The organism is Vibrio sp. Y2-5 (genome assembly GCF_014596725.1).
GTDB lineage: Bacteria > Pseudomonadota > Gammaproteobacteria > Enterobacterales > Vibrionaceae > Vibrio.
Genome location: NZ_JACVEG010000003.1, coordinates 337,063 through 361,549, shown reverse-complemented (window position 1 = coordinate 361,549; position 24,487 = coordinate 337,063). Strand labels below are relative to the sequence as shown.

Annotated in this window: 19 protein-coding genes and 1 pseudogene; 7 read left to right on the top strand and 13 right to left on the bottom strand. The window is 45.5% G+C overall.

What is annotated here, in order from left to right; translation table 11 throughout:
• Positions 1-90: 90 nt before the first annotated feature.
• The 6 genes from trpA to HUO09_RS11015 form a co-directional block, all read right to left on the bottom strand.
• The gene (trpA, locus tag HUO09_RS11040; protein ID WP_188234015.1) at positions 91-897 is read right to left on the bottom strand and encodes a tryptophan synthase subunit alpha; all 807 of its coding nucleotides are present in this window, start codon (positions 895-897) and stop codon (positions 91-93) included.
• Positions 897-2,087, bottom strand: coding sequence for a tryptophan synthase subunit beta (gene trpB, locus HUO09_RS11035; protein WP_042488314.1), 1,191 nt, complete (start codon positions 2,085-2,087; stop codon positions 897-899). The genes trpA and trpB overlap by 1 nt, the downstream gene beginning before the upstream one ends.
• 83 nt (positions 2,088-2,170) lie before the next feature.
• Entirely contained in the window at positions 2,171-3,541 is a 1,371-nt protein-coding gene (gene trpCF / locus HUO09_RS11030; protein WP_188234157.1) for a bifunctional indole-3-glycerol-phosphate synthase TrpC/phosphoribosylanthranilate isomerase TrpF, read from the bottom strand.
• A 112-nt stretch (positions 3,542-3,653) separates the two neighbouring features.
• Positions 3,654-4,652: an anthranilate phosphoribosyltransferase gene (trpD, locus tag HUO09_RS11025; protein WP_167412034.1), complete on the bottom strand. Its 999-nt coding sequence runs from the start codon at positions 4,650-4,652 to the stop codon at positions 3,654-3,656.
• Positions 4,653-4,724: 72 nt separating this feature from the next.
• Positions 4,725-5,303, bottom strand: a complete 579-nt coding sequence (locus HUO09_RS11020) for an aminodeoxychorismate/anthranilate synthase component II (protein WP_188234014.1) — start codon at positions 5,301-5,303, stop codon at positions 4,725-4,727.
• 15 nt (positions 5,304-5,318) lie between these two features.
• The gene (locus HUO09_RS11015) at positions 5,319-6,905 is read right to left on the bottom strand and encodes an anthranilate synthase component 1 (RefSeq protein ID WP_188234013.1); all 1,587 of its coding nucleotides are present in this window, start codon (positions 6,903-6,905) and stop codon (positions 5,319-5,321) included.
• A gap of 332 nt (positions 6,906-7,237) precedes the next feature.
• Between HUO09_RS11015 and HUO09_RS11005 the strand changes: the two genes are divergently transcribed.
• From HUO09_RS11005 to rluB, 3 genes and pseudogenes are all read left to right on the top strand, one after another.
• Positions 7,238-8,125, top strand: a complete 888-nt coding sequence (locus HUO09_RS11005) for a PHP domain-containing protein (RefSeq protein WP_188234012.1) — start codon at positions 7,238-7,240, stop codon at positions 8,123-8,125.
• Positions 8,126-8,127: 2 nt separating this feature from the next.
• Positions 8,128-8,748, top strand: a complete 621-nt coding sequence (locus tag HUO09_RS11000) for an L-threonylcarbamoyladenylate synthase (protein WP_167412030.1) — start codon at positions 8,128-8,130, stop codon at positions 8,746-8,748.
• Between the two features lie 213 nt (positions 8,749-8,961).
• A pseudogene (gene rluB, locus HUO09_RS10995) lies at positions 8,962-9,820 on the top strand (23S rRNA pseudouridine(2605) synthase RluB); the annotation flags it as partial.
• Between the two features lie 298 nt (positions 9,821-10,118).
• Here rluB and cydC read toward each other — a convergent pair.
• The 3 genes from cydC to trxB all read right to left on the bottom strand — a co-directional run bounded on the left by cydC (position 10,119) and on the right by trxB (position 14,971).
• Positions 10,119-11,840, bottom strand: coding sequence for a cysteine/glutathione ABC transporter ATP-binding protein/permease CydC (gene cydC / locus HUO09_RS10990; RefSeq protein WP_188234010.1), 1,722 nt, complete (start codon positions 11,838-11,840; stop codon positions 10,119-10,121).
• Positions 11,833-13,635 carry a cysteine/glutathione ABC transporter permease/ATP-binding protein CydD gene (cydD, locus tag HUO09_RS10985; protein WP_188234009.1) on the bottom strand — a complete coding sequence of 601 codons (1,803 nt, stop codon included), beginning with the start codon at positions 13,633-13,635 and terminating at the stop codon, positions 11,833-11,835. Before cydD ends, cydC begins: the two co-directional genes overlap by 8 nt.
• A 376-nt stretch (positions 13,636-14,011) precedes the next feature.
• Positions 14,012-14,971: a thioredoxin-disulfide reductase gene (trxB, locus tag HUO09_RS10980; RefSeq protein WP_188234008.1), complete on the bottom strand. Its 960-nt coding sequence runs from the start codon at positions 14,969-14,971 to the stop codon at positions 14,012-14,014.
• Between the two features lie 170 nt (positions 14,972-15,141).
• Between trxB and HUO09_RS10975 the strand changes: the two genes are divergently transcribed.
• The 3 genes from HUO09_RS10975 (at position 15,142) to HUO09_RS10965 (ending at position 17,851) form a co-directional block, all read left to right on the top strand.
• The gene (locus tag HUO09_RS10975) at positions 15,142-15,531 is read left to right on the top strand and encodes an ACT domain-containing protein (RefSeq protein ID WP_167412025.1); all 390 of its coding nucleotides are present in this window, start codon (positions 15,142-15,144) and stop codon (positions 15,529-15,531) included.
• A gap of 438 nt (positions 15,532-15,969) precedes the next feature.
• Complete coding sequence (locus tag HUO09_RS10970) at positions 15,970-16,626, top strand: 2OG-Fe dioxygenase family protein (protein ID WP_188234007.1); 657 nt, start codon at positions 15,970-15,972, stop codon at positions 16,624-16,626.
• Positions 16,610-17,851, top strand: coding sequence for a cysteine desulfurase-like protein (locus HUO09_RS10965; protein WP_167412023.1), 1,242 nt, complete (start codon positions 16,610-16,612; stop codon positions 17,849-17,851). The genes HUO09_RS10970 and HUO09_RS10965 overlap by 17 nt, the downstream gene beginning before the upstream one ends.
• Before the next feature lie 72 nt (positions 17,852-17,923).
• On the opposite strand, the gene HUO09_RS10960 is transcribed toward HUO09_RS10965, so the two are convergent.
• The 4 genes from HUO09_RS10960 to HUO09_RS10945 form a co-directional block, all read right to left on the bottom strand.
• A complete protein-coding gene (locus tag HUO09_RS10960; protein ID WP_188234006.1) occupies positions 17,924-18,751 on the bottom strand; it encodes a DUF2797 domain-containing protein in 828 nt (275 codons plus the stop codon).
• A gap of 98 nt (positions 18,752-18,849) precedes the next feature.
• Positions 18,850-19,698, bottom strand: a complete 849-nt coding sequence (locus HUO09_RS10955) for an ElyC/SanA/YdcF family protein (RefSeq protein ID WP_188234005.1) — start codon at positions 19,696-19,698, stop codon at positions 18,850-18,852.
• Positions 19,671-19,994: a DUF3392 domain-containing protein gene (locus HUO09_RS10950; RefSeq protein ID WP_223159396.1), complete on the bottom strand. Its 324-nt coding sequence runs from the start codon at positions 19,992-19,994 to the stop codon at positions 19,671-19,673. The genes HUO09_RS10955 and HUO09_RS10950 overlap by 28 nt, the downstream gene beginning before the upstream one ends.
• Positions 19,995-20,089: 95 nt before the next feature.
• Positions 20,090-21,778, bottom strand: coding sequence for an NAD-dependent malic enzyme (locus HUO09_RS10945; protein ID WP_167412019.1), 1,689 nt, complete (start codon positions 21,776-21,778; stop codon positions 20,090-20,092).
• A gap of 219 nt (positions 21,779-21,997) precedes the next feature.
• On the opposite strand from HUO09_RS10945, the gene HUO09_RS10940 reads away from it, so the two are divergent.
• Positions 21,998-24,346: a helicase-related protein gene (locus HUO09_RS10940; protein ID WP_188234004.1), complete on the top strand. Its 2,349-nt coding sequence runs from the start codon at positions 21,998-22,000 to the stop codon at positions 24,344-24,346.
• The last annotated feature ends 141 nt before the right edge of the window (positions 24,347-24,487 follow it).

Sequence of the window (24,487 nt, the reverse complement as noted above, 5' to 3'; positions counted from 1 at the left end):
GTGATAACCTTTGGATAGTTAAAAGTTGCCAGTTAAAAATTGATCATTGAGAGAAGGAGGTAGGGTCACTAAACCCTACCTTATTGGCAGCTATTTGATGGTCGCTTGTTTCATTGGTGTAATGAAGTCAGCCAGTGATTTCAGCAGCGCTTCAGGGTTGTTTTGGTTTGTTTCGATGATTTTCACCACAGCAGAACCTGAGATCGCACCCGCCGCGCCTGCCACAATCGCTTGTTTTACTTGTTCCGGTTGCGAGATACCAAAACCAAGAAGTGCAGGTGGAGCATCAAACTGGTTCAAACGATCCAATAACGCATGCACTGGCATATTGGCTTTTGTTTCTGCACCTGTCACACCAGCGCGAGAAAGCAGATAAGTATAGCCTTGGCTCAATGAAGCAACGGATTTCAGCGTTTCATCACTGGCCGTTGGTGGTGCAATGAAAATCGGTTTGATACCGAATTTCTCCGCAGCTGCAACAAATTCAGCGCTTTCTGTGGTTGGTACATCAGCGACTAACACTGAATCAACCCCCGCTTCCTGACAACGTTGATAGAAGTTTTCAATGCCGCGAGAGAACACCAAGTTAGCGTACATTAACAAACCGATTGGCGTGTCTGGGTTCTTAACTCGGATTTGTTTGATAAGGTCAAAACAGATATCCGGAGTAGTACCCGCCTGAAGTGCACGATTGTTTGCTCCTTGAATCGTTGGACCATCTGCCAGTGGATCTGAGAACGGAAATCCGAGCTCAAGAGCATCTGCGCCAGCATCGATTAATGTCTGCATAATTTGCAGAGAAAGCTCAGGAGAAGGGTCACCAATCGTTACAAATGGAACAAATGCACCTTGGTTTTGCTCAGCTAAGCGCTGAAAAAGAGATTGATAACGATCCATTACAGCACTCCTTTATCTTGTAAAATTTTGTCCACGGTGAAGATATCTTTGTCTCCACGGCCAGACAGGTTAACCACTAATAACTGCTCTTTTTCTGGCTCAGCAAACGCCATTTTCAATGCGTGCGCTAATGCGTGTGAAGATTCAAGCGCAGGAATGATGCCTTCTTTACGAGCAAGCAGTTGGAACGCGTCCAGAGCTTCATCGTCAGTAATGCTGTCGTATTCTGCACGGCCAATTGAGTTCAGATATGCATGTTGTGGACCCACAGAAGGGAAGTCCAGACCAGCAGAAATTGAGTAAGACTCTTCAACCTGACCGTATTCATCTTGCATCAATGGTGCTTTCATACCTAAGTAGATGCCTGTCTTACCATGCTTTAAAGGCGCGCCGTGTTGGTCGGTATCAATACCTTTACCCGCAGGCTCTACACCGATGAGACGAACGGATTCTTCTTCGATGAAATCAGCGAACATACCGATAGCGTTAGAACCGCCGCCAACACAAGCAATCACCGCATCTGGTAAACGGCCTTCGCGCGCTAAAATCTGATTCTTAGTCTCTTCACCAATGATGTGCTGGAATTCACGAACAATGGTAGGGAATGGGTGAGGACCCGCAGCCGTACCTAACAGGTAGTGGGTATTTTCATAACTTGCAGACCAGTCACGCATTGCTTCGTTACAAGCATCTTTTAAGGTAGCCGAACCTGAGTGTACTGGGATGACTTCCGCGCCCATTAAGCGCATACGGAAAACGTTCGGGCTTTGGCGCTCAACATCTTTTGCACCCATGTACACGCGACATTTCAAATCTAACAGCGCACAAGCCAATGCCGTTGCCACACCATGTTGACCAGCGCCGGTTTCAGCGATGATTTCGGTTTTGCCCATACGTTTTGCTAACAGTGCCTGACCAAGAACTTGGTTGGTTTTGTGCGCACCGCCATGAAGCAAATCTTCACGTTTCAAGTACAACTTGGTTTTTGTGCCTTTGGTGATGTTGCGCGTTAGCGTCAATGCAGTAGGGCGTCCAGCGTATTCCTGCAGCAGAGTCATAAATTCAGAACGGAACTCTGGGTCTTCTTGAGCATCAATAAAAGCTTGTTCTAGTTGGTCTAGAGCCGGTACTAAAATCTGAGGTACGTACTGACCACCGTACTCTCCAAAATAGGCGTTGAGTTTTGCCATGTTCATTATCCCTTAATTGCGCTCCCCGTTTGTCTATTCGGGGATACGATAATAGTCGTCGATGTGTTCGTATTTTCTAAAATTTAGTAATTTCTAATTGCACTGAAGGCTTGCTTCAACTTTGCCGCATCTTTTTTACCGGGTTCGGATTCAACACCTGAATTTAGATCTAAGCCCATACATCCTAGTGTTGCTGCATGTTGTGCATTCTCCGCAGAAAGGCCACCCGCCAGCATGATATTGGTCATCGATGCGTTTGCCAGCAATGACCAATCAAATGAGGTTCCAGTACCACCGCTTTGTGTACCAACTTTGGCATCCAGCAAATGGCGGTCGACATGGTTTTCAATAAATGCAGGCAATTGGTCGGTTACCCCGTAGGCTTTCCAGATTTCTACCTGTTCGGGCAGAACACCTCTCAGTTCATCGATAAATGCTTGCGATTCGTCACCGTGTAATTGCACTGCGAACAACCCAAGCTCAGCGGCGGTGTCTGCCACTTCTTTTACTGAGTGATTCTGAAATACACCCACATATTGCAACGGTGCGCCTGCCATGGTTAAACGTGCAGCTTCTGTATCAACATAACGTTTTGATTTAGAAACAAAAATCAGACCACCAAATACCGCGCCTGCTTGATAGGCTTTTACTGCATCATCAGGGTGAGTCAACCCGCATACTTTGTTTTCGCCCAGTACGACTTTACGTACTGCCAGTTCAAGGTTTTCCTGCGCCATTAACGCGCTGCCAATCAAATAACCGCTAGCGTATGGCGACAAGTCACGCACTTGCTGGTGGGTGTAAATACCGGACTCAGAGATAACCGTTGTACCTTTTGGTAGTAGCGGAGCAAGCTCTTTGGTGCGGTTGAGATCGGTTGATAGGTCGCGTAGGTTGCGGTTGTTAATTCCGATCACTTTTGCTTCAAGCGCAACCGCTCTGTGAATTTCTTCTTCGTTGCTGGTCTCAGTCAGAATGCCCATACCGAGTTCATGAGCCACAGCCGCCAGTTCTTTATATTGTTCATCATTGAGAACTGAAAGCATTAGCAGAATTGCGTCAGCGCCGTAATGACGAGCCAGATAAACCTGATAAGTGCTGATCATAAAGTCTTTGCACAATACTGGTTGTGTTACCTGAGAGCGAATGCGTGGCAGAAACTCAAAGTCACCCTGAAAGTATTTTTCGTCTGTCAGAACAGAAATTGCGTTCGCGTACTGGTTATACACCGATGCGATGTAATCCAAATCAAAATGCTGACGAATCAAGCCTTTTGATGGCGATGCCTTTTTGCATTCCAGAATGAACGCTGTTTTGCCGTTATTCAGTGCTTGGTAGAAATCGCGATCAGATGTGGTCAGAAGATTTTTAAAGCTCTCAAGAGGCTGCTCTTTCTGGCGTTCTTTAACCCATACCGCTTTGTCTTTGACGATCTTGGCTAACACTTCCGCCATTTTCGTATTTTCAACGGAAATATGTTCAGAGAGTTGTTGTGTTTCCCCGCTCTGAGCTTTCTCGTTAGCAAGAAGTTCGTTACTGACGTTGGTTTCGTTAGACATGTCGACGTTAACCTCGATTCGCTAATTGTTGAACTAATTCGTAAGCTTTACCTGAGTTCATAACGTCAATGGCTTGCGCCGCGTTCGCTTTGAGGTCTTCTTTTCCAAATAGTCGTAAAAGAAGAGCAACGTTGACAGCAACAGCAGCGAGTTGTGCAGGCGTTCCTTTGCCATTGAGGATATCAGTGATGATGGCGCGGTTTTCTTCAGGCTCCCCACCTTTGATTGCCTCCAGCGGGTAAGTCTCTAATCCAAAATCTTGCGGTGTCAGAGTGTATTCAACAATCTTACCGTCTTTGATCTCTGCAACATGGGTTTCACCATGTACAGCCACTTCATCTAATCCTGAGCCATGAACCACAGCGGCTCTTTTGAGACCCATTTGTAACATGGTTTCTGCAATAGGACGAACCAAATCTAAGCTATAAACGCCCATTAATTCGATATTGGGTCTCGCAGGGTTAATCAACGGACCTAAAATGTTGAATATGGTGCGAGTTTTCATGGTTTGACGCACAGGCATCGCATGACGAACACCACCGTGATACTGAGGGGCAAACAAGAAGGCGACGCCCAAATCGTCCAGAGCTTTGCGAGTGTTCTCAGCACTCATTGCGAGGTTGATGCCGAATGAATCGAGAAGGTCAGAAGAACCGGATTTACTAGAAACGCCACGGTTACCATGCTTGGCTACTTTTACGCCACACGCGGCAGCAACAAACGCTGAAGTGGTTGAGATATTGATGGTATTGGAACCATCACCACCAGTACCAACGATGTCAGCGAAGTCATAATCTGGGCGCGGGAAAGGATTGGCATTCGCCAGCAAAGCTTTGGCTGCACCCGCAATTTCATCCGGTGTCTCACCTTTAATTTTCAAAGCTGTCAGTACCGCAGACATCAAAATCGGGTCCATTTCGCCACGAATGATATGGTCGAACAGCTCTTGGCTTTCGCTTTGGCTTAGTGACTGTTGTTCGTAAAGTTTGTTGATGATGTTTTGCATGTTTCTATTCCTTATCCTTTTCGCCACTGTCTTGTTGGGCTCTAATCTTTTTCGTTGAATTCGTCTTAGTGGTTAGCTGAGCGCCCAATCAATCGCGTTTTCTAACAGTGTTGCTCCCTGCGTCGTCATGATGGATTCTGGGTGAAACTGGAATCCACACACCTTGTCTTGTTCATGTACAACCGACATGACTAACCCATCGACTTCAGCGGTTACGGTTAACTCTTCGGTCACATGAGTCGCGACCAGTGAGTGATAACGAGCAATCGCCAGTGGAGACGGGAGTCCTTGGTAAAGTGCGTGGTTTTGATGTTCCATCATAGACACTTTGCCGTGAACGATTTCACCAGCGCCAGCAACCGTACCGCCATAAGCTTCCACAATCGCTTGATGACCAAGGCAGATACCAATCATAGGTACTTTACCTTTTAGGCGTTTAAGAATTTCTGGCATTACGCCAGCTTCAGAAGGCGCGCCTGGACCCGGAGACAAAACGATGACCGGTTGTAGTAATGATTCCACCGCATGTTGAATGGTATCCGCTGCAATGTTGTTACGGTAAATCGTGACCTGATGACCCAATGAACGGAACTGATCAACTAGGTTGTAGGTGAATGAGTCAAAGTTGTCGATGAATACGATATTCGCCATGAGTTATTCCCCTACTTACGCTTTATTTAAAGAAGATTGCGCTTGGTGAGCGTGTTGAATCGCTGAAATGACGGCTTGAGCTTTACCGCGTGTTTCGTCTGCTTCTGCTTGTGGATCCGAATCGAACACTACGCCAGCACCGGCTTGAACTTGAGCAATACCGTTTTCGACATAAGCAGAACGAATCACGATACAGGTATCCAAATCGCCTTCACCAGTCAGGTAACCTACAGCGCCACCGTAACTACCACGGCGTTCTTTCTCAACGTTACGAATCAGCTGCATGGCGCGGATTTTTGGTGCACCAGTCAGCGTGCCCATGTTCATGCATGCTTGGTAAGCGTGTAGAGCATCTAAGTCTTGACGAAGCTGACCAACTACGCGAGAAACCAAGTGCATCACATGACTGTAACGGTCTACTTGTAGTAAATCGGCCACATGGCGAGTGCCTGCTTGAGAGATACGAGCCACATCGTTACGGGCCAAATCCACCAACATCATATGTTCTGCGTTTTCCTTTTTATCCAGACGCAGTTCCAATTCGATACGGCTGTCCAAATCAAAATCAATACTGCCATCAGCACGCTTGCCACGACGACGCGTACCCGCAATTGGGTAGATTTCAATTTGATTGGTTTCCTTTTCGTATTTCAGCGCACTTTCAGGTGAAGCACCGAATAGCGTGAAACGTTCATCCTGCATATAGAACATGTAAGGACTAGGGTTACTCTTTTTGAGCTGTTCATACGCGGCAAGTGGAGAAGGACAAGGCAGCGTAAAGCGACGAGACGGTACCACTTGGAAAATGTCGCCTTTTACCACGTAGTCTTTCAGGTCTCGAACTATGGAGCAAAAGTCTTCATCACTGATATTAGTGTTAACCGACACGTCTGCAATTTTTTCCGCTTTCGGCTGCAATTGAGGAATCGCTGCTTGCTCGGTAATAACCGCTAGGCGATTGATAAGCGCGGTGTGAGTTTCTGTGGTACGTGAGAATGCGGTTGCCTGAAGCTGACAAGTCTCAGTTTGGTGGTCAACGACCATTAACGTCTCTGCCACATAAAAAACGTAATCAGGGCATTGGTTATTTTGCGTTGCATCACCGAGCGGTTCAAAGTTGGCAACAAGGTCGTAAGCAAACAAACCACCAATGAAAATAGCATGTTTGTCTTGTTTGCTGAGGTCAAAGCTGTGCTGAACAAGGCGTAATGCGTCGAATGAAGACGCCTCTTTTAAACGTGAGTCTTCATCTAACGTATCGCACGGTGCTTCAAAGCTTAGTGTAAGAAGCGAACCTTCCAGCGTCGCTGGTATCGCATTGACAACGTTTTGGCTCAATATTTCAATCAGTTGCATGCCGTTATCGGTTAAAGCTTGGAAAGTTACCTTATGGTCTAAACACGTGATTCTCACAGCAGCGTCAATCAGCAGCAGGCTTTTGAGGTTCTGTTTTGAATCAATTTCAGCAGACTCAAGCAATAAACAGTCTGTTTTGCCTTCACACAGTGCGTGGAATAGTGCAGTAGGATCTTGCGTATAAGGGATAGAAGTCTTGATGACTTCCAACTGTGCAAGGTTTTCAATTTCAATGGCCTTGTTCACAAGACCTCCTTATTAAATCGTCTGAATTTGTTCTATAACCAGTTGAAAGTAGAGGGAGTGATATGTCAACTGATAAAATAAAAGCCCGCTAATTGCGGGCTTTATGAATGCGTTTCTCTGAATTAGAAGTGCACGTTTGCCCGCCATGAATCTGACCACATACGCCACCAATTAATATTAAGCTCAGCAGAAGCTGTGCTTAAATTAGAATATGGGTTTGTGTTGATTTCTTGTAACATAGCAAGTCTTAATTTGTGCTCTCGTATTTGTGTACTAGTAAACTAGTGCGAGAGGTGAAAGTCAAGCCTTAAAAACAGGCAAAATTAAAAAATATGAAAATAGACTTACATAGTCACACGACAGCGTCTGATGGCCGCATGTCTCACGAAGATCTGATCGAGCGCGCTATCGGATTTAATGTTGATGTTCTTGCGATTACAGATCACGACACCATTGAGGCGTTAGCGCCAGCACGTGCTTATATTGAAGATAAACAGCATCCGATCACGCTCATCAATGGTATTGAAATCTCGACGGTTTGGCAGAACAAAGACATTCATATTGTTGGTTTAAATATCGATCCTCTTAACCCTCATCTGCAAGGGTTAATTGAGCAACAGAAAGAGCACCGAGTCGGACGTGCGGAACTGATTGCCCATCGATTAGAAAAATCGACTCGAGAAGGCGTACTTGAAGAAGTAAAAGCGATCGCAGGCGATGCGCCGATCACGAGAGCCCACTTTGCTAAGTGGCTGGTGGATGCCGGCTATGCGAAAAACCTTCAGCAGGTATTTAAGAAGTTTTTAACCCGCGATAACCCAGGTTATGTGCCACCTAACTGGTGTTCAATGGCCGACGCGGTTAATGCGATACATGCTGCTGGAGGGCTGGCGGTGCTTGCTCATCCGGCGCGATATAACTTGACGGCTAAGTGGCTTAAGCGCTTAATTGCTGCGTTTGTAGAAGCCGGTGGTGACGCAATGGAAGTTGCTCAACCTCAGCAAGCGCCACAAGAAAGACGCACTTTGGCTGATTATGCTATACAATACAATCTATTAGCTTCTCAAGGCAGTGACTTTCATTACCCGTCTCCGTGGATGGAGTTAGGGCGAAACTTATGGCTGCCTTCTGGCGTGGAACCAGTCTGGAAAGACTGGGAAATACTCTCTAAAGATAGAGCTGAGAGACTAGGGCAAGAGACCCTAGGTAATGAGGAATAATAATGAGCCAGTTTTTTTATGTTCATCCAGAAAACCCACAAGCGCGTTTAATCAATCAAGCGGTTGCAATTATTCGTAATGGTGGTGTGATTGTTTACCCAACCGATTCCGGTTATGCGCTAGGTTGCCAGTTAGAAAATAAACAGGCACTAGAACGTATTTGTCAGATTCGTCGTTTAGATGACAAACACAATTTCACACTGTTGTGCCGTGATTTGTCTGAAATTTCACTATATGCCCGCGTAGACAATACCGCATTCCGATTATTGAAGAACAATACGCCGGGGCCTTACACCTTTATTTTTAAAGGGACAAAAGAGGTACCGCGCCGCTTAATGAATCCTAAGCGAAAAACAATCGGTATCCGTATTCCAGATAACAAGATCGCGTTGGATCTACTTGAAGCTCTTGGCGAGCCTTTGATGTCGACTTCGCTTATTTTGCCGGGTAATGAAACCACGGAATCTGATCCTGAAGAAATTCGTGATCGTCTTGAACACGCGGTGGATGTGATTTTGAATGGCGGATTTTTGGGTGAACAGCCGACAACTGTGATCGATTTCAGCGATGATGAGCCACAAGTTGTTCGTGTCGGTTCGGGTGATCCTGTACCGTTTGAATAAGCGGTGAAACGAGAGAAAATTCTTTTTTGTTCACGCTCGCGTCCACTCAGGCTGCCTTGTGAAATCTCTACTTTGTTTGGGGATAAACTGGATGCTTTTGTCGGTGTAATCTGTAATAATACGCGACCGCGATTTTTGCCAGAAAAACTGGTACTGAAGTCAGATCGCATACTAATATTTCGACGTCTGAGAAGACGACACAAAGGTAGATAAATGAGCGAAAAGTTACAAAAGGTTTTAGCACGCGCCGGTCATGGTTCTCGTCGTGAGTTAGAAGCTCTGATTAGAGCTGGTCGTGTTAGTGTTAATGGCAAGGTAGCTACGTTGGGTGAGCGCTTAGAAGATGAAAGCGCTGTTGTACGTATTGACGGGCATACCGTATCTGCAAAAGCACAAGAAGAAGTTGTATGTCGCGTACTTGCGTATTACAAACCAGAAGGTGAGTTATGTACTCGCCATGACCCTGATGGTCGCCGTACGGTTTTTGACCGTCTACCGAAAATTCGCGGTTCGCGCTGGATTTCAGTAGGTCGCCTGGATGCAAACACTTCAGGTCTGCTCCTATTCACTACAGATGGTGAGTTGGCAAACCGTTTGATGCACCCAAGCCGTCAAGTGGAACGTGAATATTTAGTGCGTGTTTTCGGTGAAGTAACTGAAGATAAAGTACGCAACCTTGTTCGTGGTGTTCAACTTGATGACGGTTTAGCACGTTTCGAAGACGTGGTATACGCTGGTGGCGAAGGTATGAACCACACCTTCTACGTTGTTATCAACGAAGGTCGTAACCGCGAAGTTCGTCGTCTTTGGGAATCTCAAGAGACCACAGTTAGCCGTCTTAAACGTGTACGTTATGGTGATATCTTCCTAGATAAGAAATTGCCTCGTGGTGGTTGGATGGAACTGGAGCTTAAGCAAGTAAACTACTTGCGTGAACTGGTTGATCTGCGTCCAGAAGATGAAACGATGTTGGATCTAGATAAAGACAACACCTCTCGTAAGCGTGAGCGTTCTCGTAGTCAGAAAATCCGTCGTGCTGTTCGTCGTCATGAAGAGCGTATCACTGCACCAGCACCAAAAGGTCGTCGTAAACCAACTACAGCGACTAATAAGTCTTCATCGGGTGAACACGGTTCGCGCGCAAAAGCGGGTACGGCTGGCAAAGGTCAAGCAGGTGGTAAAGGCAGATCAGGCGGAAGGCCAGCGCAAAAGAATACACCTCGTACGCGTAAATAGTCTGAATTTGTTAGATTCTCTAATTTGAAAAATCCCGAGCTTAGCTTGGGATTTTTTGTATCTGAAGCCTACATATTTTCATGGGTGGAGGCGAGAACAAAAAAGCCCTTTAGGAAACTAAAGGGCTTTGCCTTTTATAAGGTCTGAGTCAGCTGATAATAGCGACCTTGTTGTGCGAGTAGCGCTTGATGGCTGCCGTGTTCGACTACGTCACCTTGTTCAATCAGGCATATCGCATCCATTTGATCCAAATTAATCAGACGGTGCGTAATGAATATGACCGTTTTACCCGCGAAATGCGATTTAAACAGATCCATGATTTGTTGTTCTGTCTGTTTATCCAAACCTTCGGTAGGTTCATCCAGCAATAGAATAGGGGCGTTATGCAAAATAGCGCGTGAGATGCCAATACGGCGTTTCTCTCCTCCTGAAAGCTGACGTCCGCCATCTCCCAACCATGCATCTAGTCCCGGAGCTTCAAGTAGCTTCTGTAATCCCACTCGCTCTAGAATAGCGCACAGTTCTTCGTCCGTAGCTTTCGGTTTCGCCATTAACAGGTTGTCACGTAAGGAGCCATTCAAGACGTCGACTCGCTGACTCACCACACTGATGGATGCGCGCAGGTCACTTTCACTCCAGTGTTTCAGAGGCGTTCCGGCGATTCGAATCTCACCTTGGTTAGTATCCCAGTAACGGCAGAGCAATTGGATCAGCGTTGATTTACCAGAACCTGTTTGACCCACAATGGCAAGTTTGTGGCCGGCTGGTACTGAAACTTGGACGCTATTCAACACTTGCTGTTCGCTGTCAGGATATTGGAACGACACTCCGTCGAACTCAACGGAAAACTCGCCTGAATGTGGTGCATTCTGCTTAGGGAATACAACATCAGGCTCACTAAGAATAACTTCATTCAAACGGCGGGCAGAAGTCAGTGTTTGTCCTAAATGTTGGAACGCACCTGCAATTGGCATAAGTAGCTCAAAGCTTGCCATTGTGGCGAAGATCATCAGAGCAATCATTGGGTCAGGTGCCTGACCGTTGACACCGTCAGCGGCTAACCAAAGCATAAGAACGAGTGTCCAGCCGTTTGCTAATAACAGAAGGGCTTGGGCTAAACCAGTAAAGCTCGCATTGATTTTCTGGTTGGTCAGTAGTTTTTCTTGCGCAATGTAAATGGCTTCGCGGTAACGAGATTCCGCACCAAAGATAGTGAGTTCGCTATACCCTTGTAGCCAGTCCATGGTTGCAATACGCATGTCCGCTTTATTTTGGGTCAGTTCAGCACCGTTACGTTTGCCAAGCTTGTAGAACATCACTGGCCAAAGCAGTAATAGTACAAGTAACACGGAACCCAGTACTAACCCTAAGCTTGAGTCAAACCAGCAAAGTAGGGCAGTGATTGCAGCAATACCGAGTACACCAACGGTCACTGGGCTGATAAGACGCAAGTAAACATGGTCCATTGCATCAATATCGGCAACAAGACGGTTTAAAAGGTCTGCATCACGCAGGTTTGAGATTCGGCCTGGAATCATAGGCGCGAGTTTTTCAAAAAAGAAAATTCGCAAGTCAGTCAGCAGCTTGAACGTTGCGTTATGGCTAACGACTCGTTCTCCCCAGCGTCCGGCAGTACGCCCCATGGCGAATCCACGAACGAATGCACCCGGCAACATATAGTTGAATGTTTCACGGGCAATGGTTAAGCCAGCAACCGCAGCGGCAGAGAGGAACCAGCCGGAAAGGGTGAGCAGACCTATAGACGCTAGCAGGGTTAAAAATGCCAGCAACATCCCGAGAGACAAACCAAACCAGTGCTTTTTATACAGTTTTAAGTACGGCAGTAAATCACGCATCGAGATTCCCCTTATCAGCTTCTTGAACGGCTTGATTGGACGCTAACATTGAGGCAAATAGACCTTCTTGTTGGCTGAGCGTATTGAAATCTCCGGATTGTTCAAGCAAGCCATCGCGCATGACGAGGATTTGATTGACGGATTTCAATGGGAGTAGTTGGTGAGTGACAAGCAGCGCTGTTTTGTCAGCAATTTGAGTATTAAGACCTTGCATGACCAACTGTTCGCTGCGTGCATCCAAACTTGCGGTTGGTTCATCCAGTAACCAGAAATTGCCTTTTTGCAGCATAGCGCGGGCTAGGGCCAAGCGTTGTGCCTGCCCTACAGACAAGCCACCAGAGCGGTCACTGATCATATAATCCAAGCCATGCTTATTAACAAACTCAGAAGCATAAGCATTATCGAGCACTTCCTGAACGGCTTGGTCAGTGATATCGTCTTTACCTAGAGTTACGTTGTCACGAATGGTGCCGTGTACCAGTAACGGATTTTGACCAACCCAGCTAATCGCTTTACGCCAACTTGTATGATCGAGTTGGCTAAGCTCGATACCATTAATCGTTAAACTGCCTTGATATGGCATAAACCCTAATATTGCATTTATCAGGCTGGTTTTACCTGCGCCGCTTGGGCCAACTAATGCAGTGGTTTCATGGCTATTTAGAGTGAAAGAAACAGGACCAACTAAGCGTTTACCTTCGGGGCTAAGAACTTCCAAATCACGAGCAACGATCTCAACAGAATCATTGGTCGCTTGGTGATTCGTCGGAAGAGGCGTTGAGCCCGAAGCCACTTTGCTCACATCGGTTTGTAAGAATTCAACAATACTTTCAGCCGCACCTACTGCTTGCTGCTTCGCATGATAATAAGTACCAAGCTCACGCAGTGGCTGATAAAACTCAGGAGCGAGGATAAGAATAAATAGACCTGAGAATAAGGTGACGCCTGCGCCGTAGTAACCAAATTCTAATTCGCCGATAAAGCTGAAACCGAAGTAAACCGCAGTTATAGCAATTGAAATTGAAGTAAAGAATTCAAGAACGGCTGAAGACAAGAATGCTATGCGTAGAACATCCATCGTCCGTTTACGGAATACTTCAGATGCGCCGCGCATGTGCTCTGTTTCTGCTGCTGTACGGTCAAACAGACGAATCGTCGTCATTGACTGTAAGCGATCATAGAAGTGACCAGAGAGGCGTTGCAGTGCTTTGAAGTTCTTTCTGCCAGCGTCAGCCGCTTTAATGCCAACAAGCGCCATAAATAGCGGAACAAGGGGAGCGGTGATCAGGAAGATCAAACCTGCAGCCCAGTTGACTGGAAATACCACGATGAGAATGACAAACGGGATCAATACGGAAAGCGACATCTGCGGTAAGTAACGAGCAAAGAAGTCATGCATGTTTTCAACTTGCTCAAGTGTCAGAGTCGCCCATGCGCCAGCCGGCTTTCCTTTGATATAAGCAGGGCCTAACTCACGCAGTTTATCGAAGATCAACTGGCGGATATAAATTCGAATTTCTTTACCCGCTTTAAAGCCTGCGATCTCTCGTCCCCAAGTACATCCAGCGCGTGCAGCAACAGTCACCACTAGACCCAAAAAGTAAGGGATTAGAGAATATTTGTCTGCGTGCTCGATAATCAGCTGATGCAAAATTGTCGCGAGCAGTGCGGCTTGGGCAAGTAGAAATAGGCTCGAAAGTACCCCAAGCCCCACAGCAATCATAAGCCAGCGTTTGGCTAATTTACTTTGCTGCTTGAGCCATGCGTTCAAGCTACGTTGTTTTTTCTTATCCATTATGTAAAGGCTTAATCATAATCATTATGTAATCCCCTTCCTTGATGGAGTGACATCGGTTCTGCCTGTGTTCAGTGGCTCCGATCACCTATTGGCTGGTGATAAATGGAGTCTATTCACTTGCCGCCGAGCTGTTACGTCAATAAGTTGGGGGCTTTGTTGAGGCTGAGTAGTATACAAAAGAAAACCCAGCGGATATACCGCTGGGTTTAAGATATGCACATCCTATTTGAAATTGCAGCGGTGTTGACTGCGCTCTTTCGCCCCAATCACATAGTTATCTATGCTCATGGGGCCTCAATCGCTTGCCGCCTACCTGCAATCTCAACTAGTTCGTGCATAACGTTATGACAATTGAAGCAAATTAATTGTTTGTTTATTTGTCATTAAGGCTGTCTAGGTAGCGTTCCGCGTCTAACGCAGCCATACAACCTGTACCAGCAGAAGTAATCGCTTGACGGTAGTTGTGGTCCATCACGTCACCTGCTGCAAAGATACCTTCAATGCTGGTTTGAGTGGCATTACCTTCCAGACCTGATTTCACGACAATATAGCCGTCTTTCATTTCAAGTTTGCCTTCAAACATCGATGTATTTGGCTGGTGACCAATCGCGATGAATGCGCCCATAACTTCTAGGTCTTCAGTTTTGTCTGATTGAGTATCTTTTAGGCGAACACCTGTCACGCCCATCTCGTCACCCAAAACTTCATCAAGAGTGCGATCGGTGTGCAGAACGATGTTGCCGTTCTCAACTTTGTCCATCAGACGGTTTATCAAGATCTTTTCTGCACGGAAGCTATCGCGACGGTGAATTAGATGAACTTCAGATGCGATGTTTGAGAGATACAGCGCTTCTTCAACCGCAGTGTTACCGCCGCCCACAACCGCGACTTTTTGGTTACGATAGAAGAAACCGTCACACGTCGCACAAGCCGATACGCCACGACCTTTAAAGGCTTCTTCAGAATCCAGACCGAGATACTTCGCTGAGGCGCCAGTAGAAATAATTAACGCATCACAGGTGTATTCGCCTGAATCACCTTTTAGACGGAAAGGACGCTGGCTGAAATCAACTTCGTTGATATGGTCGAACACGATCTCTGTTTCAAATCGCTCTGCGTGCTCTTTCATTCTGTCCATTAGTGCTGGGCCTGTTAGACCTTCAGCATCACCTGGCCAGTTTTCGACTTCAGTTGTTGTAGTCAGCTGACCGCCTTGTTGCATGCCAGTCACTAACACAGGGTTTAAATTCGCGCGCGCTGCATATACCGCTGCGGTATAGCCAGCAGGGCCCGAACCTAAGATAAGAAGTTTGCAGTGTTTAACGTCGCTCATTATTGCTCCAATCGTTTAATGATCGAAAAGTTAACTCGATTGTAGGGATAATTTACTAGGAATAAAAGGAGAAACAGCCGAATAAATGGTTATAGTTTAGAATTATAAATAGGGTTGAATTCCTTGTTTTTAAAAGGGATTTGAGCCATCAGCTTGAGAATGGAGCAAAAATGGCAGGAATAACAGACTTACAACAACTACTTAGTTCAATGCAGCCGCATTTAGTTGAAGAGGAATTTGTGTTTTGCACACTAACTGGCAGGGTGGATGAGTATCTGCACTGGCAGCCCGTTGCGACTTTCTGTGAAGAAGAAGGCTTAAGTTTGGTGATACGTAAACAGACGGCTTTGGAGAATCACATCGAGTTTGAAAACACATACCGACAAATCACATTAACGGTGCATTCCAGCCTCGATGCTGTGGGTTTAACGGCTGCCGTGTCTACCAAATTAGCTTCTCATGGTATTAGCGCGAATGTGATTGCCGCTTTTTATCACGACCATATCTTTGTTCAATCCTGTCATGCCGAAACGGCATTAACGCTTCTATCAAATTGGTAGTTTGAAGAGAAAGGGCGGGAATTTCTTCGGCGTTGTTCGCGTATCACGCCTGATATTAAATGACTTCATAATGACTTGAGTCTAGAGCTTTTGCTTTAGGCTTTCGTCTCTTCGTTTGACCTGTTGCATAGCGAAAAATTCTTCACCCTTTAAATAAGTAAAGTTAAGCGAATTCGTCTCTGGAAATGAAGAATAATATATTTAAATGAGTATGTTAGGTGAGTTTAAGGTAAAGCGTTCAAATTTAACCTATCTAAAGGTTGTGGATTGAAGTAATGAACCATAATTCCGATTTTAATGGTGTTTTATTCTTTTTTGTTTAAATATGCGGGTTTTATTGCCGTAAAAACTGGAATTAGCCAAATTAATGCGTACTATAAATGTAAAACAATTGTTAAATATAATAATAACAAAAGTGTATTCATTAAGGAGTCGATGATGTTGCACTCACACTTAAATACCCTACATATCACTCAATTGAGTCAAAACGCTTTATCTCAGCTTGCGCCATCCTTTGTCAACTTGCCACGCACTGAACATGCTGACGGACAGTATCGACTACGTCGTTACTCTGTGGTTCGTTTCATTGGAGGCGAAGTTGTTGCTACAAAGAAACACGATTTTATGCAGTCTGACGAGATTAATCATTTCCAAGGTAATGTCGTACGTCACTTTGAACCGATCTTACCCGCGATTTTGAAAAGCGAAGGCATGAGAGAAATGTGCGAGCTGTTTGTAACCAGCAATGAATTGCCAGACGGTCATGAAATTGAAATTCACCAGATGCGTATAGCGGCTATTTACGATGAAACTCAAGTCGCACCTGAAGGGGTTCATCAAGATGGCTTTGACCATATCGCCATTATTGGTATCGACCGACACAATATCGTGGGCGGGGAGATCATGCTGTACCAAGACTGCCATGACGCGCCGTTTTTCCGCAAAGTGTTAGATAACGGTGAAGTTGCCATGCTGGCAGACAACATACTTTGGCATAACGCTCGTCCGATTCGTTCAGTCGAACATGGTGAAGAAGGGCATATGGACGTATTCGTATTAACCGCGAAAGGAGCAAAGAATGCCCTCCAATCTTAATGCATTCAGTTTAGAAGCAGTGAGAGGGCAGTTTTCTGCTCTCTCTCAAATGCATAACGACAAGCCTGTCATTTTCTTTGATGGGCCGGGTGGTTCTCAGGTGCCACATTCTGTGATTGAAAAGATGTCGCACTACCTTGGTCACTACAACTCCAATTTGGGTGGGCACTATTTTTCGAGCCGAATTACCACCGACTTGATGCAACAAGCTCGCGAACATGCTCAGGCGCTTTTAAATGCAGAGTCATCAGGCAACATTGTTTTTGGTGCAAATATGACGTCACTGACCTTTCAGCTTAGCCGAGCTATCAGCCGTGAGTGGAATGAGGGGGATGAAATCATAGTGACAGCCCTTGACCATTACTCAAATGTTTCAAGCTGGCAACAAGCAGCACAGGACAAAGGTGTTGTTGTTCATCAGGCACAAGTGGATACAAGAGATTGCACTTTGGATACCGAACATTTGCTGTCTTTAATTAACCATAAAACCAAATTGGTGGCGGTGACTTACGCTTCGAATACCACTGGATCAATTGTTGATGTGAAACGAATTGTCGATGAAGCGCACCGCTTTGGTGCTATCGTCTATGTTGATGCTGTTCATTATGCGCCGCACCACCTGATTGATGTCCAGCAGTTGGGCTGTGATTTTCTTGCGTGTTCTGCCTATAAATTCTTCGGCCCACATGTGGGTATTGCTTATGTTGCGCCTCACTGGTTGCATGCGTTGAAGCCTTATAAGGTTGAACCTGCAACCAATATTGGTCCGGGTCGTTATGAAACGGGCACGCAAAGCTTTGAAGGTTTAGCAGGTGTGATTGCGGCGATTGAATATCTCGCCCAATGGGGAAATCCTGAAGACAGTTTGCGCCAAAGGTTAGCTACGAGCTTTGAGCAGTATAATCACCATGAACAACAATTAAGTGCTTACTTTCTAGAAAAGTTAAGCCAACTTAATGGCGTGACACTTTATGGTTTACCGTATTCTGATAGTGAGAAACGTACCCCAACATTTGCTATTCGAATCAATCATTTCCCGCCGGAATTTGTCGCAAAAACCTTAGGTGAGCACAACATCTGTGTCTGGAACGGACACTTCTATGCTCTGGGATTGGTTCGTCAGCTTGGGTTGGAACAAAATGGTGGTGTGATTCGTATAGGCTTTATGCACTACAACACTAAAAGTGAAATAGACGAGCTGTTTAAAGTGCTTTCTAGCTTTTAGGTTCTGAAATAACAAAGTTTTAAAACGAAGGGCTCGGTAATATACCGAGCCTTTCTTCTTTATAAATAGAGCTTATTCTGCACTTACTTCGACTTCATAAGAGGTGAACTTGCGAATGTTGATAACACCTGTATCCAAAATGAGGTATTGGCCTTTTATACCTTGCAGTACGCCGCTAACAACTGGTTCTTTATCAAAGTTATGCGAGGCGATCTTAGTTGGAAATACTTCAACAGGGTATTGAATCTCGGTGATTTGAGCATTGACCTCTTCAACGGCATCGTCACCGAAACGTTGTTTAATCTCGGCAATCTTCTCTTCGACCAGAGGACGTAGTTTAGAGAACTGTTCCTCTAAAGGTAGCGGGTCACCATTCCCTTTTAACAATGTACGCCAGTTTGTTTTGTCGGCGATGTGTTTAGCCAGTTCAACTTCAATCAAACCAGAGATATGGCGTGTTTTAACCTTATAGATAGGCAGGCCTTGAGTCGCTCCTTGATCTATCCAGCGGGTTGGAATTTGAGTATGACGCGTGATGCCCACCTTCAAACTTGACGTGTTTGATAGGTAAACATAATGATCAACCATACAGTTATCTTGTGCCCAATCTGGTTCACGGCAAGTGCCTTGCTCAAAGTGGCAAGTTTCCGGCTTCATAATACACATGTCGCAGCTCGCCAGCTTAGTCATACACACATAGCAATGACCCTGCGAATAACTTTTCTTGGTTTTCTTACCGCATGAACAACAGAAAATATTGCCAGTGTGCTTTAACGTGATGGGTTTATTGATGAACGGATTCAGGTCGACAAAACCTTCGCCGACAGGCAATTGATAATGGACATTTTCGCCCAGTTGAGCGCGCATTTTGTTTAATACGCCCGATGCGATGACTGACATGACAATACTCGTGTTTTATTAGTTTGCGCCAACTGTAACAAAAAATGGTGGCAACAATAAATAATGGTGGCAAAAAACCAAGAATTGTCAGCTAAAAGCTATTGCGAGTCGTCCTGTGGCGGTTGTTCTGCCATTTCTTCAACTGTTTGAGTTTGTGGTGTTGAGTCTGTGGATTGCTCCGAATCAATCGTAGCTTCTAACTCGGAGTTAGGTTCTGACTCTATAACAATTGGCTCTTTAGGACCTAAGAACTTAGGTTGAGTATTAAAAATGTAGAGATCGAAAAACGCTTTTGTGCGTGCAAAAACTTCTCTAGTTCGGATCTTAAGCCCGGAATGATTAACTGGGTCTGAAACCGCTAGGCAGGTGGCATTAATGTCGTGATACTGTGCAATAAACAACGCACGCTCACAGTGAAAACGTTGTGTGATGATTAAGAAGTTATCGGTGTCAAAAATGCGTTTTGCGCGAATGATGGAATCTAAAGTTCTAAACCCCGCGTAATCCAAAAATATACTGGCGTCTGGAATGCCTGCTTTCAGCAGATCTCGCTTCATCGTCCAAGGTTCATTGTAGGAACGGTGGGCATTGTCGCCACTGAGTAAGAAACGATGCACTTTACCTAGGTCATAAAGTGAGATGGCCGCATTGATGCGATGTGAATAGTATTCGTTAAGTGTTTTGCCCAGATACTTACTGGTACCCAAAACCACAGCTACCTGAAATTCAGGAACCTGTGTGATATCGCTAATGATATGGTCTTCACTTCTCCAGCTTACCCAGCGATCGATTCCATATATGGAGAGTGCACTTAGGATCACGAATATGGAGAGAAGTCGCAAACCACGCTTAAGCCAAGGCATGTTTTTAAACTTACAGCTTTTGCATTTAAGCATACGCATACTGAGCGAATTCGATTTTAGATGTGACGATGTTTTTGAGCCCATAATCCAATTACAACAAAACTGCCAGTGACTAAACAAAACATCATGCCCTGTTCTAAGTTTGCGAGTGTCCGAGTTAAGTAAGGGCTAGCTTTGATAATGATTAATCCGTAACCAAACGCATTGACTAAGATAAAGGCGACAGTTCTAAAAATAAAGTGCTGATTACGCATGATACGGCGTAATAAAGCATTAATCTCTCCACCCAGCATCACCAGCAAGCAGGCGATTAAGGCAACGGAAATGTCACTCAGATACGGGGCAATGTAATGTCCGGCAGGAGCAAAGAAACTTAACATAGGTATTTACCAAACAGAAGATTATTTATTGGGTGAATGGTTGTGCTATATAAAAAGCCCCCGCATTTGGTTTGTGGGGGCTTAGGTCTATCGAATTAGAACGCTGTGCGTTTGTAGCGGCGGTACGTTGGTTGCCAGAAATGGTTTTCGATAGCCAGTTCTAGTGCTTCATCTGTAATCTCTAGTGCAACACCTTGTTCAATGGCTTTCTTCGCCACAGCAAAGGCAATTTTCTTCGATACAGAGTGGATGGCTTCCAAAGGTGGTAATAATGGACCGTGACCATTAATTGCTAATGGTGAACAAGTTGCTAGCGCACGGCTTGATTCCATCAGCATCGCATCTGTTACACGTTTTGCGCCAACAGCAAGCACACCAAGGCCAATGCCCGGGAAGATATAACTGTTGTTACATTGGGCGATTGGGTAAGTTTTACCTTCATGAACCACTGGCTCGAACGGGCTGCCTGTTGCGACTAATGCTTCGCCGTCTGTCCAACGAATAATGTCATTTGGCGTTGCTTCTACACGGCTTGTCGGGTTCGAAAGCGGGAATACAATCGGACGAGGACAGTGCAGATGCATCTCTTTGATCACTTCTTCACTGAACAAGCCAGGAGCGCCAGAAACACCGATAAGAACCGTTGGTTTAGCATTGCGAACCACTTCAAGTAATGAATAACCGTTGTTTTCAGAAACCCAGTCTTTGGTGTTCGCTTTTTTCTGTACAAGTCGTTGTTGGAAGTCCAGCAGATTCGGCATACCTTCTTCCAGTAGGCCCCAACGGTCAACCATATAAACTTGTGAACGTGCTTGCTGATCGGAAATACCTTCAGAAACCATTTGAGCAATGATCGCTTCCGCGATACCGCAGCCAGCAGAGCCTGCGCCAAGGAAAGTGATGCGTTGCTCACTCAGTTGTGTGCCAGCGGCTTTACAAGCTGCCAGTAGTGAACCAACAGTAATAGCTGCAGTACCTTGAATATCATCATTGAAGCAGCAGATACGATCTTTGTAGCGCTCAAGCAGAGGCATCGCGTTTTTCTGTGCAAAATCTTCAAATTGAATAAGCGCATCTGGCCAACGGTGTTGCACGGCTTGAATGAACTCGTCTACGAATTGATTATATTCCGCGCCGGTGATACGAGGATGACGCCAGCCCATGTACATAGGGTCTGCTAAACGTTGCGGGTTGTTTGTGCCGACATCAAGCACGATTGGCAAGGTATAAGCAGGGCTGATACCACCACATGCGGTGTACAGAGATAACTTACCAATTGGGATACCCATACCACCGATGCCTTGGTCACCCAAACCTAGGATACGTTCACCATCAGTAACAACGATGACTTTAACGTTGTGGTTTGCTGCGTTGTTAAGCAGGTCATCAATACGATCGCGGTTAGAATATGAAATGAATAGGCCACGACCACGACGGTAGATGTTAGAAAAGTTTTCACATGCAGCGCCAACGGTCGGCGTGTAGATGATTGGCATCATCTCTGAAATGTGGTTTTGCACTAAGCGGTAGAAGAGCGTTTCGTTTGTGTCTTGAATGTTGCGCAGATAGATGTGCTTATCCATATCGTTGTCAAAGCTACAATATTGCTGGTAGGCACGAACCACTTGTTCCTGTATTGTTTCGGTTGTTTCAGGCAGTAGCCCTTCAAGATTGAACTGTGCACGTTCTTCGGCTGAGAAACCGCTACCTTTGTTAAGTAGAGGTGTGCTCAATAGAGCAGGCCCAGCATATGAAATATACAGAGGGCGTTTGTCGTTATTCATTTTTGGCCTATGGATTTATGTGAAAAGGTTGACACAAAAATGATAACGGCTTGGTGACTGTCTTGTAAATAGACAACCCCTAGACTTCAGAACATTATGCTGCATTATTCTAAGGCAACTGACGTTAATCGTAGTTGAAATACTGTCGATAAGCCGCGATTAGAATCTATGTTCGCGTAGGCTCATTCATCCATTGTTTGTTTAATCTTGTTATTTATTATGCCGTTACTTCCTATTCAGCCGTTGAAATCCACCTTTTTAACCGCGCTTAGCCAATCCCCTGTCATTGTTGAAGCGGAGACGGGCTCGGGCAAGTCGACTTGTTTGCCTATTTGGGCCGCTGAGCAAGGCAGAGTACTTGTCATCGAGCCTCGTAGAATTGCTTGCACCTCTCTGGCGGAATATTTAGCGGTACAGCGTAAAGAGCGAGTCGGGGAAAGCGTTGGTTATTCCATAAAACTGGAAAATCACTATAGCGAAAAATCACAGGTGGTTTTTGCTACTCCGGGTGTAGCGTTACGTTGGTTTTCGGAAGACAAACTGGCGAGCTTTGATATTGTCATGGTGGACGAGTTTCATGAAAGACGTTGGGATACCGACCTACTCGTTGCTTTACTCAAGAAGCAACAAAGAATCCGATTGATTGTTACCTCTGCGACGATAGAGGGCGAGCGTTTAGCGGATTACTTAGGTGCGGTTCGGCTTAAAGCCGAAGGGCGTGTTTATGCTGTTGCGGTCGAATACAGGGCCTCTGATTCAAGGCAGCTACCAGACGCTCGTCACCTTGCTGAACGGGTAAAAAAAGAAGTTATAGAAGTGCTAACAAGAACCAGCGCAGATATCTTAGTTTTTCTTCCCGGACGCAAAGAGATTCAGCAGTGTCAGCAAATACTGAGCAATATTGAAAATATTGTTGTGGCTCCGTTGCACGCTTCTGTCTCTGATGGAGAACGTAATGTCGCTCTTACTCCACAAACCCAGCAGAAAGTGGTCTTAGCAACCAACGTCGCTGAAACGTCGCTCACTATCCCTAATATCGGAGCGGTAATCGATAGCGGATTAGAACGCAGAAATGTGCAGCGTAACGGGCGAACGACACTGACTCTCAAGCAGATTTCGCAAGCCAGCGCCAAACAGAGAAGCGGTCGGGCAGGGCGAGTGATGGATGGTATTGCGATTCGTCTCTATGGGCAACATGCTGCGTTGGAAGCGGTAACGCCCCCTTCTTTACAACGTGAAGAGCTGGTTGAACCTATGCTAGCAGCCGCGAGCTGTGGCCATCGTTTATCGGACTTACAATTTTTAGAAACGTTACCAGAGAAAACGCGATCACAGGCAACGGATATTCTCACAGGAATGAAAGCGATTGATGAGAATGGAAACATTACTGAGCATGGTGTTCAGATAGCTCCACTTCCGGTGGATGCCCTTTATGCCGATTTGGTCGCACGTATGGAAACCAGAGCGTTAAAAGAAGCGATGATCGATCTCGCTGCCGCGCTTTCTGTACCGGCATCTGTCTATAAACTCTCATCAAACGAAGATGCTTTAGAAAAACTCAATCAAGAAGAACCTCGATGTTGTGATGGTCAGTTGTTAATTCAACTGGTTCGAGGACGAGAATTTTCGGCGGTTAGCCTCGATATTGAAGCCTTAAAAGAAGCTCGAGGATTGTCTGAACAAATGCGAGAAATCTACGAGTTACCCCAACTAGAAGTGGCTTCTCGTTATCAACAAAGCGATTTGACCCAAACGATTGCTGCACTTCATCCAGAGTTGGTATTTGTGCGAAGAGAGAGACGCAAAGACGCGCTGGCCAATGGGCAGATGGAAGTACTGATTGGTCGAAACAGTCGATTTTCCGATAACGCAGAAGCTGCATTGGTACTTGACCAGCACAGTTTGCCTGGACGGGGAGTGAAGCAGACACTGACTCTAGCCACAGTGATGATGCCTGTTTCTTTTGATGTGATTGAGGAATTACAACTCGGGCATTGGGCGCAGGTCGAAGCTAGCCTTGATAGTGGTGTGCTGATGTCTGAGCAACAGCTTATTTATGCCGGTCGCGTAATCAAGTCTAAAAACGTAGAAGCCAGTGGCAAGTTTGCCATTCAATCAATCGTAAAAGCCGTCTTGGCTGAAGAGTGTTTTGCTGGATTTGCTAAGCAGCGTACAACCGAAATTGAATTGTGGAAAATCTATGTTGAACTAGGTTTGGATGAGAATACGAAAAAACATGACGATCTGACTTTCGAAACTTGGTTTGAACAACAATTGACAGCACTAGGTATTTGCTCACTAGAAGAGTTAGAGATGTTCAGTGGCGACGATTTCCCGTTTGAAGGCATACCATACTGGGAAAAAGAAGAGTTCGCCGAGTTATATCCGCTCGAAATAATCCTCAGTGATATTCAGCTTCAAGTTGAATATCACGTACAACGAAAACTGGTGTGCGTCATATACCAAAGTGGTTTACGCAAAGGTGACCCAAAACGCTGGGAGTTGCCTCGTTGGTCTGGTTATCGGGTTCAATACCGCAAAGCCAGCAGAGTCGTAGATATCCGCTGAATATGTTTTAAATCTAAAATATTAATCATTAAGGCATAGGTTGTTGAACGCTGTAGCTACTTTTTGTTACCAATTTGGTTTTTATATATCAGTGACCATGAAAATAAGGGCATAAAAGAACGTTTTTTTATATCGTATTGC

What these genes read in the sequence shown, in the direction of transcription:
- trpA (WP_188234015.1), bottom strand. Translation starts at nt 897, where the DNA reads ATGGATCGTTATCAATCTCTTTTTCAGCGCTTAGCTGAGCAAAACCAA.
- trpB (WP_042488314.1), bottom strand. Translation starts at nt 2,087, where the DNA reads ATGGCAAAACTCAACGCCTATTTTGGAGAGTACGGTGGTCAGTACGTA.
- trpCF (WP_188234157.1), bottom strand. Translation starts at nt 3,541, where the DNA reads ATGGCGGAAGTGTTAGCCAAGATCGTCAAAGACAAAGCGGTATGGGTT.
- trpD (WP_167412034.1), bottom strand. Translation starts at nt 4,652, where the DNA reads ATGCAAAACATCATCAACAAACTTTACGAACAACAGTCACTAAGCCAA.
- HUO09_RS11020 (WP_188234014.1), bottom strand. Translation starts at nt 5,303, where the DNA reads ATGGCGAATATCGTATTCATCGACAACTTTGACTCATTCACCTACAAC.
- HUO09_RS11005 (WP_188234012.1), top strand. Translation starts at nt 7,238, where the DNA reads ATGAAAATAGACTTACATAGTCACACGACAGCGTCTGATGGCCGCATG.
- HUO09_RS11000 (WP_167412030.1), top strand. Translation starts at nt 8,128, where the DNA reads ATGAGCCAGTTTTTTTATGTTCATCCAGAAAACCCACAAGCGCGTTTA.
- cydC (WP_188234010.1), bottom strand. Translation starts at nt 11,840, where the DNA reads ATGCGTGATTTACTGCCGTACTTAAAACTGTATAAAAAGCACTGGTTT.
- cydD (WP_188234009.1), bottom strand. Translation starts at nt 13,635, where the DNA reads ATGGATAAGAAAAAACAACGTAGCTTGAACGCATGGCTCAAGCAGCAA.
- trxB (WP_188234008.1), bottom strand. Translation starts at nt 14,971, where the DNA reads ATGAGCGACGTTAAACACTGCAAACTTCTTATCTTAGGTTCGGGCCCT.
- HUO09_RS10975 (WP_167412025.1), top strand. Translation starts at nt 15,142, where the DNA reads ATGGCAGGAATAACAGACTTACAACAACTACTTAGTTCAATGCAGCCG.
- HUO09_RS10970 (WP_188234007.1), top strand. Translation starts at nt 15,970, where the DNA reads ATGTTGCACTCACACTTAAATACCCTACATATCACTCAATTGAGTCAA.
- HUO09_RS10965 (WP_167412023.1), top strand. Translation starts at nt 16,610, where the DNA reads ATGCCCTCCAATCTTAATGCATTCAGTTTAGAAGCAGTGAGAGGGCAG.
- HUO09_RS10960 (WP_188234006.1), bottom strand. Translation starts at nt 18,751, where the DNA reads ATGTCAGTCATCGCATCGGGCGTATTAAACAAAATGCGCGCTCAACTG.
- HUO09_RS10955 (WP_188234005.1), bottom strand. Translation starts at nt 19,698, where the DNA reads ATGGGCTCAAAAACATCGTCACATCTAAAATCGAATTCGCTCAGTATG.
- HUO09_RS10950 (WP_223159396.1), bottom strand. Translation starts at nt 19,994, where the DNA reads ATGTTAAGTTTCTTTGCTCCTGCCGGACATTACATTGCCCCGTATCTG.
- HUO09_RS10945 (WP_167412019.1), bottom strand. Translation starts at nt 21,778, where the DNA reads ATGAATAACGACAAACGCCCTCTGTATATTTCATATGCTGGGCCTGCT.
- HUO09_RS10940 (WP_188234004.1), top strand. Translation starts at nt 21,998, where the DNA reads ATGCCGTTACTTCCTATTCAGCCGTTGAAATCCACCTTTTTAACCGCG.